Source organism: Sphingobacteriaceae bacterium GW460-11-11-14-LB5 (assembly GCA_002151545.1).
Lineage (GTDB): Bacteria > Bacteroidota > Bacteroidia > Sphingobacteriales > Sphingobacteriaceae > Pedobacter.
Window position 1 is genome coordinate 2,802,161 of the sequence record CP021237.1, and the last position, 19,486, is coordinate 2,821,646.

At 41.6% G+C, this 19,486-nt stretch carries 11 protein-coding genes and 1 pseudogene; 9 read left to right on the forward strand and 3 right to left on the reverse strand.

Annotated features, from left to right (window positions below; genetic code table 11):
* Window position 1 precedes the first annotated feature (1 nt).
* From CA265_11315 to CA265_11355, 9 genes are all read left to right on the forward strand, one after another.
* A complete protein-coding gene (locus CA265_11315) occupies window positions 2-1,444 on the forward strand; it encodes a hypothetical protein (protein ARS40208.1) in 1,443 nt (480 codons plus the stop codon).
* Window positions 1,445-1,560: 116 nt separating this feature from the next.
* Window positions 1,561-2,664: a clostripain gene (locus CA265_11320; GenBank protein ARS40209.1), complete on the forward strand. Its 1,104-nt coding sequence runs from the start codon at window positions 1,561-1,563 to the stop codon at window positions 2,662-2,664.
* Between the two features lie 131 nt (window positions 2,665-2,795).
* Complete coding sequence (locus CA265_11325; protein ID ARS40210.1) at window positions 2,796-4,676, forward strand: hypothetical protein; 1,881 nt, start codon at window positions 2,796-2,798, stop codon at window positions 4,674-4,676.
* A gap of 51 nt (window positions 4,677-4,727) precedes the next feature.
* Complete coding sequence (locus CA265_11330; protein ARS40211.1) at window positions 4,728-6,296, forward strand: hypothetical protein; 1,569 nt, start codon at window positions 4,728-4,730, stop codon at window positions 6,294-6,296.
* 48 nt (window positions 6,297-6,344) lie between these two features.
* On the forward strand, window positions 6,345-8,333 hold the full coding sequence (locus CA265_11335; GenBank protein ID ARS40212.1) for a heparinase: 1,989 nt from the start codon (window positions 6,345-6,347) through the stop codon (window positions 8,331-8,333).
* A gap of 97 nt (window positions 8,334-8,430) precedes the next feature.
* A complete protein-coding gene (locus tag CA265_11340) occupies window positions 8,431-10,383 on the forward strand; it encodes a heparinase (protein ARS40213.1) in 1,953 nt (650 codons plus the stop codon).
* A gap of 774 nt (window positions 10,384-11,157) precedes the next feature.
* Entirely contained in the window at window positions 11,158-12,717 is a 1,560-nt protein-coding gene (locus tag CA265_11345) for a hypothetical protein (GenBank protein ARS40214.1), read from the forward strand.
* Between the two features lie 224 nt (window positions 12,718-12,941).
* Entirely contained in the window at window positions 12,942-13,847 is a 906-nt protein-coding gene (locus CA265_11350; protein ARS40215.1) for a hypothetical protein, read from the forward strand.
* A 338-nt stretch (window positions 13,848-14,185) separates the two neighbouring features.
* A complete protein-coding gene (locus CA265_11355) occupies window positions 14,186-15,799 on the forward strand; it encodes a hypothetical protein (GenBank protein ARS42966.1) in 1,614 nt (537 codons plus the stop codon).
* A gap of 120 nt (window positions 15,800-15,919) precedes the next feature.
* Here CA265_11355 and CA265_11360 read toward each other — a convergent pair whose 3' ends face one another.
* The 3 genes and pseudogenes from CA265_11360 to CA265_11370 form a co-directional block, all read right to left on the reverse strand.
* Window positions 15,920-17,242 (reverse strand): hypothetical protein, encoded by a 1,323-nt coding sequence (locus CA265_11360; GenBank protein ID ARS40216.1) that lies wholly within the window; start codon window positions 17,240-17,242, stop codon window positions 15,920-15,922.
* Between the two features lie 18 nt (window positions 17,243-17,260).
* Window positions 17,261-18,163 carry a nucleotide pyrophosphatase gene (locus tag CA265_11365; GenBank protein ARS40217.1) on the reverse strand — a complete coding sequence of 301 codons (903 nt, stop codon included), beginning with the start codon at window positions 18,161-18,163 and terminating at the stop codon, window positions 17,261-17,263.
* Between the two features lie 321 nt (window positions 18,164-18,484).
* Window positions 18,485-19,410, reverse strand: a pseudogene (locus CA265_11370) (xylose isomerase).
* Window positions 19,411-19,486 lie beyond the last annotated feature (76 nt).

Genomic DNA, 19,486 nt, shown 5'->3' on the forward strand with positions numbered 1-19,486 from the left:
TATGCGTAAACAATTTACATTAACCACGCTTGCTGCGGCAACACTTATGCTGCTGGCGGCCTCCTGCAAAAAAGGCAAAGTCAACACACCTGACGAAAACCTTGATGCAAAAATTTCGTTTACATCCGCTATTCTAGGGCAAGCAAACACCAAAGCTTCTGGCAATACCTGGGATGCAAATGATAACATTGGTGTATTTTCCAAAAAAAGCAGTGATGGAACCTTAGTTGATGTCAACAAAAAGTACACGACTACCGGCAATGGTAATTTTACGGCTACAGGAAGCGAGATTATCAATTATCCTAACGATGGTTCATCGCTGAAATTTGCAGCTTATTACCCATACAACGCAACCAATACCAACAACATCTACAAAGTAAACGTAGCATCGCAAACCAGCCTGCCAGCGATCGATTTAATGTATGCCAGTAACGCTACGGGATTTAGCCAAACCAGTACCACTACACCGAACCTCACTTTTACACACCAGTTATCGAAAGTAGAAATTACCGTAAAAGCAGGTGCAGGCGTGAGCAGTGTAAGTGGTGTTACCGCAGCATTTCAAAGTTTTAATACCTTAGCCGATTTTGATTTAATCGCCGGAGCACTGACTAGTGGCCTGGCCCCTGCCAATATTAATGCCAATATAACAGCATCTGGCGCAGATCAACTGGCCTCGGCCATTATGCTGCCATTAGCCGACGCCAGCAACAAAACAATTGTATTTACACTTCCATCAGGCGACAACTTTACCTGGACTCTACCGGCAGGTTCTAAATTTGAAGCGGGCAAGAAAAATACTTATACTATTGTTTTACAAAAAGTTACCACGCCAGTAGCCGTACAACTGGGAACGGCTACCATTACCAACTGGGTAGATGTACCTGGTGGCAGCACAAACCTGAATCCGGATGTGACCACCCCAACGCCTACCGAGAAGCAAATTTTTATGGAAACTTTTGGAACCAAAGATTTAAGCGGATTTCCAAGTTCCCGCCAGGCTGTTACAGCATATGACAATTATGACAATCCTACCTTTGCCTATGCAGGAAATACCACAATCATTGTGGCCGGTAACGGATTTACCACCAATAATGCCAGATTTGTCGGCACTGAAAATAATATTAAAATGAACAATATTAATACCGATGGCTTTACTAATCTGAAGTTGCAATTCAGGGCGACCTTAATCAATGCACCTGCAACTGGTACTACACTTGATTTTGCCAACATCATCACCGTAAGGTATAACGGAGTTGACTATACTGTGCCAGCCGCACCAAGCAATAATAGCACGACGCCGGTAAGTATCGAGGTCAACTTAAGTACCGCAGCAGCCAATGCGACCAGTACTTTGGAATTTATAGGTAATAAAGGAATAGTTGCCCCGGCGACAGGTTCTTTTTTCCGTATAGATGATGTAAAACTACTGGGCACAAAATAATATCAATAAAATATAAGGGGAGCAGTCTTAAAAGGGCTAGCTCCTCTTTCTTATTTTCGGTAACCATGGAACGCTTTTATATTCAACAAATAACATTCAAAAAGTTCATATTTTATATGGGCATCCTTGTGTTTTTATTCTCCTGTAAGCGGTCGGAAGAAGACATTTTTGTTATCAAAAAAGAAGAATTAAAAAAAGTAGTTATCGTGTACATGTCGGCCAATAACAGCCTTGCTTTCAGTGCTTATACCAATATCAATCAGATGGAAGAAGCATTTGACCAAACAAACGGCAAATTGATTGTATATGCTAAAATATTTGGACAACAGCCTACGATATATGAAATTTCAAAGGATAGCAGTCCACAAATTGTAAGCCGTAAAGTAAAAGTATATAACGACCACGATGCCTCGAACCCCGATATCATGAAAATGATATTCAGCGATATACAGGCTTTATACCCCGCCAAAACCTATGCTGCCATTCTTTGGTCGCATGCAACCAACTGGTTACCCAAAAGTGCGACGATTAGCCTGCGTTCTTTTAGTGATGACAATGGCAGTAAAATGGATGTGCAGGACCTGAAGTATGCCTTACCCAACAACCTTGAGTATCTTATTTTTGATGCCTGCTCTATGGCCTCTACAGAAGTATTATACGAGCTTAAAGACAAAACCCGCTACATCCTGGCTTCGCCAACCGAAGTGTTAAGCGTAGGCCTTCCATACAACCGCATTGAAAAAAATCTATTTGAAGACCCCGAGGTGGGATTACCTGCGATTTGTGACAACTATTATCGTTATTATATGACGCAAAGTGGCAATAACCAATCTGCCACATTCTCGCTCATCAAAACAGAAAAACTGGAACAACTGGCACAAACGACACGCAATTTCCTGTACCAGCATTCTTTTACTTATCCTGATTTTAGACGGGCTGAAGTACAACGCCTTGATTTTGATCCCGCTTCACCTATGTCAGGATTTGATTTTATGGATTTTTTTGAAAAAAACTTCCCAGGTATTTCCCTGCAGGGATTACAAGATGCAGTGAATGATGTAGTGTTATACCAAGTGCATACGCCGAATTTTTTGGGGAAACCGATCAATCGGTTTTCCGGTCTGTCCTGCTATATACCCCACCCGGATAATGAATGGGCACATCCTTTTTACCGGAGTTTAGGCTGGTATCGCGCAGCAGGATTTGATAAAATGTTGTAATGCAGTATTACACGTAAATAAGAAGGAGCAGCGATAAGCAGCATGATCGTTTTAGGCTTTCTTCATCAAAATTGATATTCTTTTGATCCATATCGAAAGTACCCGCAACATTATATCTATAATTTTAACAAATGAATAAAAGATCACCTGCCTTTCTAAATCAAAAAGCAATAGCTACTTTATTCGCATTATTGTTTTTTGCTTATTCGTGCCGAAAAGATAATACAGGTCCATTGTCAGGCCCCGTATCTGATAACAGTCTGCGGTTTACCTCCTCTGTGGAAGGTGAAACCGGAACCAAAGCCACGGGCAATACCTGGCAGGTAAATGATAGCATTGGCCTGTTTATGAAAAAAGCAGCTGATGCAGCAGTAATTGCTGCCAATAAAAAATACATCACCACTGGCGATGGCAATTTTTCAGCACAAGGAGACCATGGTTTGAATTATCCTGATGGTTCTGCTGTAAATTTTGTGGCTTATTATCCATATCAACCCGGCATCTCTGGCAATATTTATCCGGTCGATTTATCTTCACAAACCAGCCTTCCGGCCATTGACCTGATGTACGCCAACAATGCCACTGGCTTTAGCAATAAAAGCACCACTAGTCCAAATTTAAGCTTCACGCGCCAGTTGGTGCAGGTAGATCTTACCATTATGGCCGGCAGCAACATCGACCTGAATGGCATTACCGCCAGTTTTCAAAATATGAACACAAGAGCCAATTTTGACCTCAATACAGGTACGCTAACGGCGGGGTCTACGCTGGCTAATGTAAATGCGAATATTAAGTCTATTGCAGGTACCCCCTATTTAATGGCCTCCGTTATTTTATTGCCCCTGGCGGATGCAGCCGGGAAAAAAGTTATTTTCACCCTGGCCTCTGGCAGCACTTACACCTGGACCCTACCTTCAGGTGCTACATTTGAAAAAGGAAAAAAATACCGATACAACGTTACATTGGGTAACGGACAACCCTGGTTACAGCCTTTTACACGTCGCGTATTTCCGGAAAGGGATAGTGCCCAGTTTGCCAACATTGTAGATAAACAATGGGTGGTTATTGGCAATAACAATCCTTATGCTTTTCAAAAAGATTATGGTATTCTTTTTAATGGCGAACCTTCTTATCGTTTTGAGCTAAAAAGTGATGGAACGACAAGAGACAGGGTTGAACTACAATATGCATACGCCACTAACCAGGATTATGCAGGTATTTCTGCTGCTGATTATATTAAAGACCAAAAAACGTTCAGCACCTACCTCCGTGGTAAAGGTATTACACCACAGGCCAGCAAATGGCGATATCAATATGCGATCTATGTGCCTTCTACTACCGATCCAGCTTCATCGGCAATTTTTTCACAAATTCATGGCATGAACGATCGTACGCTGGTCGTATCACCAAATGGCGAACAAACCATGCTTACAAAAGACCAGTTTTTGGAACTGACACAGACCATGATATTTGATGATGGCCTAGGGTATTCCATCGTAAACGGGGCAAAGGGACCAGCCAACGGATGGAAAATGGATGCTGGTGGTTATCCGCCAATGGAAATGGGCTTTGGCAGAGGACAGTTTTATATTTCCGTAACCTCAGACAGCAAATGGGCAACCGATATTGAAGACCGCAATGGCGCCAATATTGATCGTGTCGGGGTATTACAACCAGTAACCTCAGCCGGGGGATATAAAATAGCGACCAATGTGTACCGCATGCCTTTTGCCAATTATCCCAAAGATACCTGGGTTACCTTTGTTATGGATATTGATTATTCCGCTTACAATGGACCAGGCAACCAAATGATCGCACCCGGCAAAATAGACGTCACCATGAGTTACCATCAAAACGGAACAGCTGTAAGCACAAAAATTGTAAATAATGCCACTGTGGCTATTGGCCGAAACGATGCACCAGGCTATTACTTTAAATTTGGCATCTACCAACCTGGAGATGTCCAATCTTTTGTTGTGAACTGTGCAGGATATTCACAAACACCACGTTAATTAAAATATGTTTAAAAACGACTGCCTAACCGCTATAAATATTTTTAACAAATGAATAAAAGATTAACAAGCTTTCTCTATCAAAAAACAATGGCTGTTGTTTTGTTTGCCTTACTGATTATTGTCTATTCCTGCCGAAAAGATGATAAGGGCTCCAACTCGTCTCCGGAGCCAACACCCGGCAGGCAGGTGCAGTTTACCTCATCCGTTGAAGGCGAAACCGGAACCAAGGCCACAGGCAATACCTGGGAGACTAACGACAATATTGGCGTGTTTATGAAAAAAGCCTCCGATGCTTCGGTGCTTGCGGTCAATAAAAAATATACCACCACTACCGGAAACGGGAATTTTACCGCACAGACCAGCGATGCCTTCAGTTATCCAGGTGATGGCTCTGCCATTAATTTTGTTGCTTATTATCCCTACAAATCAACAATAGCTGGCAATATCTACAAAGTAGATGTGTCTTCACAAAGCAACCTGCCTGCTATCGACCTGATGTATGCCAATAATGCCACCGGTTTTAGCCAGGGCAGCACTACGGTTCCCAATCTAAATTTTGCACATCAGTTAGCACGGGTAAACCTGATCGTACAGGCTGGCGGGGGTATTGCCAGTTTAAACGGCATTACGGTCAGCTTTCAAGACTTCTCCACGCAGGCCGATTTTGACCTGAATACGGGTACATTCGCTGCCGGCACTAATCCTGCCAATATCAGCGCCAACATCAGTGGCACTGCGGCTGCCGAACGGGTAGCATCTGCTGTTTTACTACCCATTACTGGCGCTACCAATAAAAAAGTGGTTATTACCTTGCCCTCGGGAGAATCTTTTACCTGGTTACTACCCAATGGCACTAATCTCGAAAGAGGTAAAAACTACACCTATACCGTGGTGCTGCAAAAGAGCATTCCTGTTTCTATCCTTAATGTAGATTATGAAAGCGGAACCCTCAATTCGGGCATTACGGGTATAAGCTCTTCTCATGCCACAGCAGCTGACGCCAATTATATGGTACAAGCAGGCGCTACAGGAAACTATGCCATTGCCCATAAAGTAGTATATGGCGATAATGCATATTATTCTGATGGCGCTTACCGGAGCGAATCGGATGCGATAGCCCTCACCGCCGCCCGCTACGCGCCGGGAGACGAACGTCGGTATGAGTTTAGTGTTCTGCTGAAAGACTGGACGCCCTGGCTTTCCGACCCTATTTATGAAACCAATATTTTTCAGCTAAAAGTATCTGGCAACTCCACTACCGATTCGGGCGTTCCTTTACAACTGCGTGCTTCGAGAAACGCACTGCGGCTGCGCTACAGGGATAATATTCGGGTAGTTAATTTCCTGTCTGATGTTAGGCCTTATGTAAACCAATGGATACATTTTAGAATAGATGCAAAATGGACTAAAGATGCAACGGGATATATCAGAACTTTTATGAAACTGCCCGGACAAAATGATTTTAAGCTGGTGGATGAAAAAACAAATTACGACACTTTTGCCGGCGATCCAGCTGTCGGAAATATTGGATATATCAAATGGGGCGTTTATGGGATCCAGGAAGGGCTTACCCGAATTACCTATCACGACGATATCAGGATTTATAAATTAAACTAATAATTCCGCTAAAAGCTAATACAAGACCTTGAATAAATATTACAGCATATGATGCGTTTAAAAATAATATTACTGGCCATTACCATAATTTCATCGGCATTCAGCTCCACAAAAGCACAAGAAACAGCGGTTAGCAAAAGCAGTTTCGATGTGGTTAACCTGGATGCCAAAGGATTGGAAAAGGTTAAACATCTGGTAGCTGCTGCAAAGTACGAAGAGGGGGCAAAAGAATTGCTTAAATATTACCGCAGCCGCACCAATGTGCGTCACCTTGATTTTGATACGGATGAGATTAAAAAATTAGCAGGCAAAAAGGTAAATGAAAATACACTTGAGCTGGCCAATAATATTTTGCAGCACAAATTTAAACCACATAAAGGTTATCCTACTTTCGATTATGGCAAAGAGATTAACTGGCAATACCGCCCGGTGCAAGATCAATTACTGACCACTTTTTTACACCGCACTGCTTTTTGGGAGCCTTTGGGCATCGTGTACCAAAGTACCGGCGATGAGCAATATGCAAAAGAATGGATATTTGAACTGCGCGATTGGGTTAAAAAAAACAAACAGGGTGCTTACGCCGATGATAAAGATTACGCCTGGAAGGCTTTCGTGGTATCGTTCAGGTTAAATCACTGGTCAGGTTATTTTAATCTTTTTCTTAACTCGCCAAATTTTACCCCTGCATTTTTAATGGAGTTTTTAAACTCGTACAGCGCACAGGCCGATTATGTAATGGCCAATTATACGGATATAGGCAACCATAGACTATACGAAGCGCTGCACATGATGTACGCCGGTAGCACATTCCCCGAAATGAAACAGGCGGCTAACTGGCGTAAAAGTGGCATAACCGTTTTAAATGAAGAAATTAAAAAACAGATACTGCCTGATGGCGTTCAGTTCGAGCTATCGCCCTCCTACCATATTGGCAGCATTAAAATATTTTTGGATGCGCTGCAAATTGCCCAGTTAAATGGAGCAGCAGCGGAATTTCCTGAAAGCTACCGGAACCTTGCCGAAAAAATGGTGCTTGCAGTAGGTAAATATTCATTCCCCGATTATACCTTTCCGCTTTATGGCAATGCATTTTTAACCACCAAAGCGGCTATGCTTAAAAGTTATGCCTTATGGACAAAGGTTTTCCCTAAAAACAAAGTAATTGAATATTATGCTACTGATGGTAAAACGGGCACAGCCCCAGATTATCGTTCCGGCAGTCTTCCTAATGCCGGCTTTTATGCTTTCAGGAGCGGATGGGACATGAAAGCCACCGTAATGCAGATAAAAGCAGGTCCACCTGCAGCGTTCCACTCCCACCCCGATAATGGCAATTTTGTGCTTTGGGTAAAAGGTCGCGATTTTACACCCGATGCCGGGAGTTTCGTGTATGCCAATGTGGGCGACCAGGCAAATACCAAAAGAGATTGGTACCGCTCTACCAAAGCACACCAAACCCTGACCATTGATGATAAAACCATAGAAAACGATGCGAAACTGCAAAAATGGGAAACAGGAAATAATTTAGATATCCTTAGCTATTCCAATCCCAGTTATAAAGATTTAAACCACCAGCGCACGTTTTTATTTATTGATAAAACATATTTCGTCATTATTGACAGGGCAATTGGCGCGGCAACTGGAAAATTAGCCATCCGTTATCATTTAAAAGAAGATAGCCAGGCCACCCTGAATGCCAGCAATAACCGTATTACCACTAATTATGCCGATGGCAATAACCTTTTGATACAGGTATTAAATAAAGATAAAGTAAGTGTAAAAGAAGAGCCAAGTTTTGTATCGTATGTATACCAAAAAGAAACACCAAGGCCAGCTTTTGCTTTCGAAAAAGCAAAGGCTGATGGTAAAACACAGGCTTTTATTTCGGTATTGTATCCTTATAATGGCAGCACCCCACCAGTGGTCAACTTTACTGAAAATCCTGGCCATGATTTTGCAAATGGCAAAATAGACATTACGCTCAATATTAATGGTAAAACGACAATTGTGAAGCAGGATTTAGGTACGAATTAAGATAATGAACTACAAAGACAAAAAAGACCAAAGAGTAGCTTTGGGCAAAATAAATTGAATGAATAATCATATAAATAACTGATCAGACCCGATAACAATGAATATCAGAAAAAAAATATCGCTTTGCTTCTTACTGACCGCTGGCCTATTTGCAAACGCACAAGATGCACCGCTTACCAAACAAAGTTTTGACAACATCAACCTCGCCTACCCCGGCTTAGAAAAAGTAAACAAACAATTTTTGTTGGGCCAATACGATAATGCAGGTAAAGAATTATTGAGCTATTACCGCAACAAGGCAAACAAGAGCGAAATCATTAAAAACAAAACACTAAACAGTGGCGATAAGGAAAGCGCAGACAATGCTTTAGTGCACAAATTTAAGCCACAGAAAGGTTATGGATTTTTCGATTATGGTAAAGATATTAACTGGCAGTTTTGGCCGGTAAAAGATAACGAGGTCCGCTGGCAGTTACACCGCGTAAAGTGGTGGCAATCGCTAGGTAAAGCCTTTAATAGCACTGGAGATGAAAAATACGCCAAAGAATTTATCTTCGAGTTTGGCGATTGGGCTAAAAAAAATCCGCTGGGTTTATCAAAAGACAATGACAGTTTTGCCTGGCGCCCTTTAGAGGTATCAGAAAGGGTAAACATATTTCCGGCTATTTTTGATCTGACGGTAAATGCACAAAGTTTTACACCCGCATTTTTATTGGAATTTCTAAACAGTTTCAGTTTCCAGGCAGATTATGTTCCTAAAAATTACAGCGAGCTGGGAAACCATTTATTATTCGAAGCCCAGCGTGTTGTGGGTGCAGGTTCGCAATTCCCTGAGCTAAAAAATGCACCGGCCTGGAGAAAAAGTGGCATTACCGTGCTAAATAAGGAAATTGAAAAACAAGTATTTAATGATGGTATGCAGTGGGAAATGTCGCCATCGTACCATATCGCTTCAATTGGTATTTTTTTAAATGCATATCGCGCTGCACAGGTAAGCGGACAAGAAAAGGAATTTCCGTCGAGTTATATTGCTAAAATAGAGAAAATGGTATTGGCTACGGCTAACTTTTCCTTCCCGGATTATACTGCCCCCATGTTTGGCGATAGCTGGCCGGGAGATAAAAATGGGATGATGAAAAACTATGCTGACTGGGGCAAAAACTTTCCTGATAACCAAAGTATTGCTTACTTCGCAACTGATGGCAAAAAAGGTACCGCGCCTGATTATTTGTCGAAAGGTTTGCCAAATGCAGGCTTTTATACATTTAGAAACGGATGGAAAAGCGATGCAACGGTAATGACTTTAAAAGCAGGTCCTCCGGGAGAATTTCATGCCCAGCCTGATAACGGAACCTTCGAACTTTGGGTAAAAGGCCGCAATTTTACGCCCGATGCCGGTTGTTACCTCTACAGCGGTGATGCCGAGATCATGAAAAAAAGAGACTGGTTCCGCCAAACCCGTGTACACAGCACACTTACACTGGACAATAAAAACATGGTGATTACCAAAGCCACCCAGAACAAATGGGAAGCCAGTAAACCAATGGATGTATTAACCTACACCAATCCAAGTTATACCGGTTTAAACCACCAGCGCAGTGTGCTATTCATCAACCAAAAATATTTCCTGATTATCGATCAGGCCATTGGCAAAGCAACAGGTACTTTAGGCACACATTTTCAATTAAAAGAAGATAGTAAACCTGTGTTTGATAAAGCAAAAAACAGCGTATACACCACTTATGCTGATGGCAATAACCTTTTAATTCAAAATTTAAATTCAGATCAGGTTTCGCTCAGCGAAGAAGAAGGAAAAGTTTCTTATGTATACATGAAAGAAATCAGCAGGCCTGCCTTTGTTTTCGAAAAAGCGAAAAGTGATGCCAAAACCCAAAACTTTGTGAGTATCCTTTATCCATTTGATGGCGATAAAGCGCCTGTAATTACGGTAAAAGAAAATGAGGGGAACGATTTTGAAAAAGGAAACCTAAACCTTACCCTAAGCATTGATGGTAAAAAAAGCGAAGTAAAAGTAGCGCTGATGAAGTAAAAAAGCCTACCAGGTTTGGAACTTTGCCAGCGTAAGAGATAGCAACGGAAAGCCCACAGCGATTGAAACGAAGCAAGGACTTAGCATGATGAAATGAGCCTGGCTGGTGAGGACACCAGCCAATAGAGAAAGGTTTGGCGCTTTGCCAGCGTGAGGGATAGCAGCGGAAAGCCCACAGCGGAGTAAAACGAAGCGAGGACTTGCAGCGAATAGCCCGACCCCTTGCGCAGCTTGGGGGCACGCCAAAATAAAAAGCCTGGCAAATAAACTTACAATTCTGAAAATGAATTGAGATGAACCTGGCTGATTAGGACACGAGCGAATAGAGAAAGGTTTGGCGCTTTGCCAGCGTGAGGGATAGCAGCGGAGTAAAACGAGGCGAGGACTTGCAGCGAATAGCCCGACCCCTTGCACAGCTTGGGGGCACGCCCAAATAAAAAGCCTGGCAAATAAACTTACAATTCTGAAAATGAATTGAAATGAACCTGGCTGATTAGGACACGAGCGAATAGAGAAAAGTTTGGCGCTTTGCCAGCGTGAGGGATAGTAGCGGAAAGCCCACAGCGGAGTAAAACGAAGCGAGGACTTGCAGCGAATAGCCCGACCCCTTGCGCAGCTTGGGGGCACGCCAAAAAATGAGAGCAGGACAGACTGATTGAATGCCAAAAACATGGAATGACCGGTTCCCAATAGAGATGATAGATTGAATTAATGACCTTAAAAAAAATACCATGATATAAGAAAAACAATTAACCATTTACTAACCAAAACCACATGAAAAAAAAATCATTTTACCCGCAAAAGTATATGGCTATGGCCATACTATTTTTAGCAAGTGCCTGCAGTAAAATTGAAAATGGCCTGACCAGCCAAACCGAGACAGCGAAATTCTCCATTTCAAAAATGGCTACCGGACCACAAGCCAACCTGAACTATGGCGATAGCATTTTAAACGTAACTTACGAAGATGGCACACTCAACTCTGGTATAACAGGCATAAACCCGACCAATGCCACTGCATCGGATGCTGCTTACATGGTATCGCCGGGTGCTACCACACTAAACCATGCAATTGCGCACAAAGTGGTATATGGTGATTCGGGATATAATTCTGATGGCAACTGGAGAAGTGAAAGCGATGCGCAACAGTTTATTCCTGCCCGTTATTTCCCCGGCGATGAACGGCGCTACGAGTTTAGTGTACTGCTTAAAGACTGGCCGGTATGGAATCAGGGCGATGCCACCAATGAAAGCAATCTTTTTCAGTTAAAAGTATCGGGTGGTGAAAATGTTCCGCTGATGATCCGTGCACAAAGAAATGCGATACGCATCAGGTATCAGGATGTATCGGTGAAAGATATCGTAAGCAACCTCCAACCCTATGTAAACCAATGGATCCAATTTAGGATAGATGTGCTTTGGGCGACGAGCACTACAGGTTATATGCGAACCTATATGAAATTACCCGGACAAAGCGATTTTGTTTTGGTTGACGAAAAAACAAACTATTCTACCTTTACAGGCAATGTTAGCGATGGAAACATAGGCTACATTAAATGGGGATTATACGTGGTGCCACCCAACAGCACCCGTACTGTTTATCACGACGATATCAGGATTATCAACCTTAACCAGGCACCTACTACAACAGGCCTCATCTGGGGCAATAGTATTCCTGACGCTAATCCGGCCTATCTGGATGGCCCGTATACAATCGTTTCAAATATTACAAGCCCTACCGCTTACAACAATACCAGCCACGTATATATTCACCCCAATATTAAATACCAGCCTGCACAAAACATTGTATATGTGAACAGTACCAGTCCTGCGCCAAACCCGGCTGATAATGTTGTGGGTACCCCACGGTCTGATTTTTCCCGTTCAACGCTGTCGGCAGCAGGTATATCAGGCGGCGCTCCTGGCCCAGGCGGACGATACCTGGTCAGTGGATGGGTAAATGCAGTATCATCAACTACACCATCAGCTTTTGATCCGACAGAATATTACGAGTTCAATTTGGAACCCCTAAGTGGCTACCATTTTAACTTTAGCGATGTTAAATTTACCGTGTTAAGGGGCGGCGCCACACACCCCAATACATTTGTGCTCCGCTCTAGTATTGATAATTTTGCCAGCAATATCTCTGCCCCTGTTACAATCAGTGGCACTACTACACCAACATCGATACAATTCAATGCCTCGGCACTTACCAATATTAGTACCGCCGTTACCTTTAGGTTATATGCTTATGGAGCTACCGCAACCAGTGGCAGTACTTCCGTTGGACTTAACGATTTCCAGGTGAATGGCCAGGTATTGCCAAATCCTTAGATCAATAAGCCTGAACAAAGCAGTGGTATAATTTGCTGCTGCTTTGTTCTGAAAACAATACAAGATTAGAAACCAATAATTTGGTGATTAACCTGTCCCCGTTATCAAAAGGCAAAATTCCTATGCACGTATTTAAAATAACCACCAATAGTTTTGATCAAAAAACACCTCTACTTTAAATTAAAAATTAATTCATCTATTTAAAACCTAACCAAAATTAACCTATGAAAACAAAAGAATTTAACCCAAAAACAGCAGGTAAACTGTTGGCAGCAATCGGTATACTGGGCCTATTGTTTGCCTGTACTAAAGAAAGCGTTGGCACATCGGATACTGCCCTAACAAAAGGCAAGGGTCCGATAGAAAAATCGAATAGCCTGAATACCCTAACCGCGGGCGATACGATTTTGAATGTAACTTATGAAAACGGCCAATACGACTCAGGAATTACTGGTGTACGCGGAACAGTAGCAACAGGAGCAGATGCCGTTGGTATAATTAGTCCCGGGCAAAGCAGTTTAAAAGGTATCCTTCACAAAGTTACATTGGGCAAAGAAGGACATTACTCTGCAGAGGCCTGGCGGAGTGAAGCCGATGCTTTAAATTATGAGCCGGCCTTGTTTTTTCCTGGAATGGAGCGCAGGTACGAAGTGAGCATTTATTTAAAAGATTGGGGACAATGGAACAGTGCTAATCCACCGTATGGTGACAATATTTTTCAGTTAAAGGTAAGTGGTGGCGACCCGGTTCCTTTAAGGCTGCTTACCAAGCGCAATAGCATCACAGCACGGTACGATGCGACCGGAAACGGCACGGTGATTTCGGATTTTAGGTCGCAGATAAATAAATGGATAGACTTTCGTATAGATGTGAAATGGACTACAGACAATACTGGTTATTTTAAAATTTACACCCGATATGAGGGCGAACAAGATTATACCTTACGCTTGCAGAATTTAAATGCAAAAACATTTACAGGTACCCAGTTAGCCAACGGGCAGAAGGGCTATATTAAATGGGGTGTATACCGCGAAGCTGGAAGAGATGCGAGTGGCAACGTCATTACCAACGACAATGTTTTAACCCGGATTGCTTATCATGACAATATCCGCATTATCGCATTGAACTAATATTAAATGAGGTTGACTCAAAACTAATTTACGCTAATTTAATCGTCCCATCATCTTTCTAAGGTCGTTGTTCCACCAGCTGGATATAACGACCTTTTTTTTACCATTTGTTAAAAGACTTATACAGGATATTTTAAAGATTTAGATCATATTATTTCAGAAAAAACTATCTTCGTTATCTATCATCCAGACATCTTTTAAGCCTCATTTAAAAAACGCTAAAATGATGGAATGGTTAAAACTTCAACCGAAGAAATTAAATATCCTGAAAGAAAGCTATGCTGTTTACCCATTTTAACGAAGCAGAAAAGAATGTACATTACCCTCCAGACAGGAGGATGTACCTGGGCCTAAAGCCTTATGTTTTCGTTATTATAGCACTGCTGCTGTTAGCCAGCGTTGGTGCAGCCTGGCTACAGTATTTAGTATATGGTTTACCTGACGATCCATCACGCCTGCTTCCTGCTGTGACGGCAGATACGGTTAAAGGATTTCCGGTCTGGGTAATTTTATGCCATTGGGTTAACTTTTTCTTTTTGGTAATTTTAATCAGAAGTGGCCTCTCCATATTGATGGATCATCCCCGGCTTTACTGGCAGAATGGCTGTACCCCGGGATCGGAATGGTTGAAGTTAACCCCTATCCAAATACCAAAAGACAAACTTTGGACCGCCAAGGATGATGCACGTTATATCAGTCCGTTATTGGCACTACCTGGTTATCGGCATACGGTCGGCATAGCAAGAGGATGGCACTTTATCCATGTTCCATTTTTTGTATTAAATGGGGTTATTTTTGTTGCGCTGTTATTTGCTGGCGATCAGTGGCAGCGGATTGTACCTACCTCATGGCAGATTTTTCCTGATGCATGGTCTGTTTTTGTGCATTATGCTACCTTTAATATGCCATTGGAGCCCAATGGTTTTTATTACTATAATGCTTTACAAAAACTATCTTATTTTGGTGCGGTATTCGTGCTCGCGCCATTATCCATGTTGAGCGGTTTATGTATGTCGCCAGCTATAGAAAATAGATTTCACTGGCTGCCAAAAATTTTTGGCAACAGACAAGGCGCAAGGTCAGTCCATTTTTTGGTCATGCTTGCTTACCTGGCGTTTATAATTATCCATGTGGCAATGGTTGTGGCTACGGGCCTTGTTAGGAATTTAAACCACATCACCCTGGGTACCGATCATCCGTCTGACCGGAGTGGCTTGTATATTGGCATCGCCATTCTTCTTTTCACCATTATATTTTGCTTTTATGCGCACTGGGTTTCGTGGAAAAGGCCACGCTGGGTGCAACAGGCAAGTGCTTTTATAAACGGTAATTTGTGGCTCCGCACCATTAATAAGTTAAAGCCAAAAGCTTATTTTAAGAAAGAAGATATTACGCCTTTTTTCTGGGCAAATGGCAAATTACCAGTCTCAGACAAATGGAATGATTTAGCCGCCAACGATTTTAAAAACTATAAACTCAAAATAGACGGATTGGTAGAAAACCCCATCGAGCTATCCATCGATGAAATGAAAGCTTTAGGCAAAGAACAAAACATTACCATGCACCATTGCATACAAGGCTGGTCGGGCATTGCAGAATGGGGCGGCTTACCCCTTAAAACCCTTGTCGATTTGGTTAAACCCAAAGCAAATGTAAAAACAGTTGTATTTTACTCATTTGGAGAAAGCTTATACGGTGGGCCTTATTACGATACCCATACCTTAGATAACTGCCTTAAACCTGGCGCCATACTGGCCTGGGAAATGAATTATGAACCGTTAAGCCATGTTTACGGTGCTCCGTTAAGACTCCGGGTAGAAAACCAGCTGGGTTATAAAATGGTGAAATGGATTGAACGCATTGAATTTATAGAAAATCACGAAAGTGTTGGTAAAGGCTATGGCGGCAAAAATGAAGATGATGAATACTTTGATCTGATAGCCAATACTTAAGTTGAAATCATTTTATTCTTGATGAACATGCGAATGAACTGATTGGATTAAAAAAGGGTAACTCAATCACCTTAATCTGGTTTTTAGTTACCCTTAAAATCTGTAAAAAAATGAGAGCCGTTAATACAGATCAGTGCCGGTTAATTTGATCTGGTAAGGCCATTCGCTGATCAAATCGGGTTTTCTTGGCAATTTAACATGTACTGTTGGCGCAGCACTAACCACAAGCCATAAATAGGCAGTTTTAGCTGGCACTTTAAAGCGGTAAGATCCTTCATTCGAACGATATACTTTTCCGTAAACCCTTTCACCATTTTCTTTAACAGCTAAAAAACAGTATCTCCAGCCGGCATTTTCGGGGATAATATTTTGGTAGCCAGTTGCACCGGCCATTCCTTTAAATTCAAGTTTAACGGAAGTAACCGTAGGTACTTTAAGCCTTATGCCATTATACCCATAACTTTGGAGACAGTCTTTTTTGCTGATTTGGTACCAGCCATCTGCTGATGGATTAAATACGGTTTTGTGTTTGTTGGCATATTTACTCGTTACCTCGCGCACACGGTCTAAATCCCAGGTAATAAACCTGCTTGATGCATCAAAAACCTCATCATTAAACTGTTCCTGATCTATTTTGGTAATGCGTTTGTAAGTCATTACAGGATCTTCTCCCGGGTTTACGCTATTTAATAGTTTTCCATAAAAATCCAGTCCATGTTTTTCCGACCAATATTCTAACAAGAAAGGCGAATGGTACTGATTCTCCGGATGAAGAAAAGCCAGGTTAGTTTGTTTTAAAAATGCAGCTAAATGGAAGTGTTCAAAATCTACCCAATCCGGATAGACCTGCCATAAGAGGTATTGGCTTCCCATTTCGTTTATCGCCCCGTTAAAAGCGCTTCCATGATCGCAGCTGGCCATAAATTGAAAAGAGTGCCCAAGTTCGTGCGCCAATACCCCATAAGGATAACGGTGTACGCGTACAGCAGGTGTCCATAAAATGGCTACACTATCTTTTCCCCATCCGTAGGCAGTAGCGTCATTGCCGCCATAGATAAAAACCAGTGCCTTATAGCGATCAGAAACCGATTTTCCCTTTTTTAATACTTTCAGCTGATCAATGTAATAATTGTAAAAACGCTCCGTTTCTAGCAGCGATTTTTTGACATCGAATGTTTTTGTCGTATCCTTATTCTGCATCGGATCATCTCCAAATTCCTTTGACCAAAAGATTACAACGTTATCTGACTCTACTTTTCTTTTATTGCTAAAAGTGCTGTTATCGTCATTAAAATCGTTGTTATCAGGTACCCTCGATACATTTTTCGGAATAAAAACCTTCTTAGCTGTTTTTAAGCCGGAAACGTTGTTTTGAGCACTTCCAATGAGTGGAAGCGCTACTATTGCCAATACAGTGTATACTCGTTTAAGTGGATTGATCATCTATTTCAACAATGAACTTTATTTAAATACATTTTTGGGTATTGTTCCTGTCCAGGATTCAGGCAGTTTGGTTACGCCAAAAATTTTAGCAAGTACTACCCCGGTATTTTTATTGCTGTTAAAAGAAGTAATTAAACCACCTTTTTTAATCTGTGGCCCAGTGATGCCCCAAGGCACCTGCATTTCGGCCATGGAGATGCCACCATGACCTTTATTTATACCGCCGTGATCGGTAATCAATAAAAAGTGTGTGTCTTTGTAAATTCCGTCAGCTTTTAATTTCTCAAGTAAAGCCCCTATTGCCACATCTGCCTGCTCTATAGCCGTAATATATTCAGGTGTCATCCAGCCAAAACCATGGCCCGCGTGATCGGTGTGTACGCTATATAAAAAGGTAAGTGTAGGGTTTTGTTTGTTTTTTACCATGAAATCGTAAGCTTTCTGGTAGTTGTCTTTATATTGATCTTTTTCTTCAAAAGATACCTCATCCAGGTATTTTTGATTGATTGGATTAATTAATTCTTTCCAGTTGTAGTAATAACTGGTTTTAACATTGGGTACAGCATCTTTCAGTACTTTAAATATCGATGGGTAGTAACCATCCTGATCAGTTTCTATTGACTGTAAGGTGTGTTTTTGCAAGGTCCAGTCGTTTGCGGTAATTCCGTGCTCTTCAGGACCTGAGCCGGTCATGTGGCTGGTCCAGTTTGGTAGTGTAACCGATGGCATTACTGGTCGGGTGGTTAAAGAAAGTACACCATCAGCAAACAGTTTATCCAGGTTGGGGTGTTTGGCTGTTTTAAATCCTTCAGCACTGAAACCGTCAAGGCCAATAATTAAAACGTGTGTAGCTTTACGCTGTGCCATAGCTGAAAGTGATAGTAAGGACAACACCATCACTGTTAAAAAAACTTTTCTCATAAATTAATCTCTTGGTATAAAATTGATATGGTAAATATAAATTATAGAAAATCAAAATGCGGTTTGCATGGAAACACAAAACCTGGCCAAAAGTAAGTATTGCTAAATAAGCTATTAATCAAGCCATTACTTAACAACATTTGATCTAAATGGATATAACGATGATATTCTACATTAAATTATAGCGCATAATTACTAAACAAATGTTTAATAATATTAAACATCAGGTAAAATAATTGTTATATCTTTCTAAAATATACGAATGAAGAGAAAATAGTAATTATGCTGATCAACAAACAGGCTTAAATTATCCTTAAAAACTTACAAATATCTTTTTCGCCAAACCTGCATCATGTATACATTTATTGCCCATTGATCGGCAACCGGAAGGTTGGTAAACGGAATGGTTGGCATATAACTGGGCGGTCCAAATTCAGTTAACATGGTCAGGATTTTGCCCTGTTGCTTTTTTATGGCGACTACTTTATCCCACCAGGCGAAATGGGCTTCAACGGCTTGCTTCCATTCCGGCGCTCGTGGATCGCTTACCTGCGGCCCTTCTGCATGGCCTACCCTGGAGTGAACATGATCGGTACGTGAAATGGCAAGTGCCACAGTTTCGGGTTGATCTTCGAGTAAACTCTCGCTCACATTACACCAGTGAGAAATATCGAGCGTTAGCCTTAAATCAGGATTTTCTGCAAATATGGCAAGGATGCCGGAGCCGAATAAAGCATACGGGAACGATGGGTTTCATGATAAATCGGAACACCCGTTTCTTTAGCATACTGAACGGTAAAATCAATGAATTTTTTGTTGTCCTGGTATTGAAAAAAATCCTTTCCGGAGTGAACATTGATATACAAGGGTTTTTGATATTGATGCTCAATCGCTTCTTTAAGTACTTTTTTAAAAGTTGCAAAGTGTGGTGCCGGAAGGGCTTCGTCGCCACGGCAAAGAAAACCAACTGCTAATTGATATTTTTTTAACGCTTTAAATAATTCTTCAGCAATTTCCGGCGACCAGAGGATTTCGATTCCATCATAACCAGAATCTTTTGCCTTTTTACAAAAATCAGTTACCGGGCCATTAAAGCCCCAATATGGCGCCATTATTTTTAGGGCGAAACCATTCGCCCATTTTTCAGATCCGGGAGAAGGTGAACTAAAAGTTTCCGTTGGCGTTAAAAATAAAGCAGATGTGAGTGCCATGCTACCACCAATAAAATCGCGTCGGTTATACTTCATTTGATATAGGTTTTACGGATTCAAGTTACACATTTTTAGTTTTTAAAGCATTTAGTTCATATCAAAAGGTGGTTAA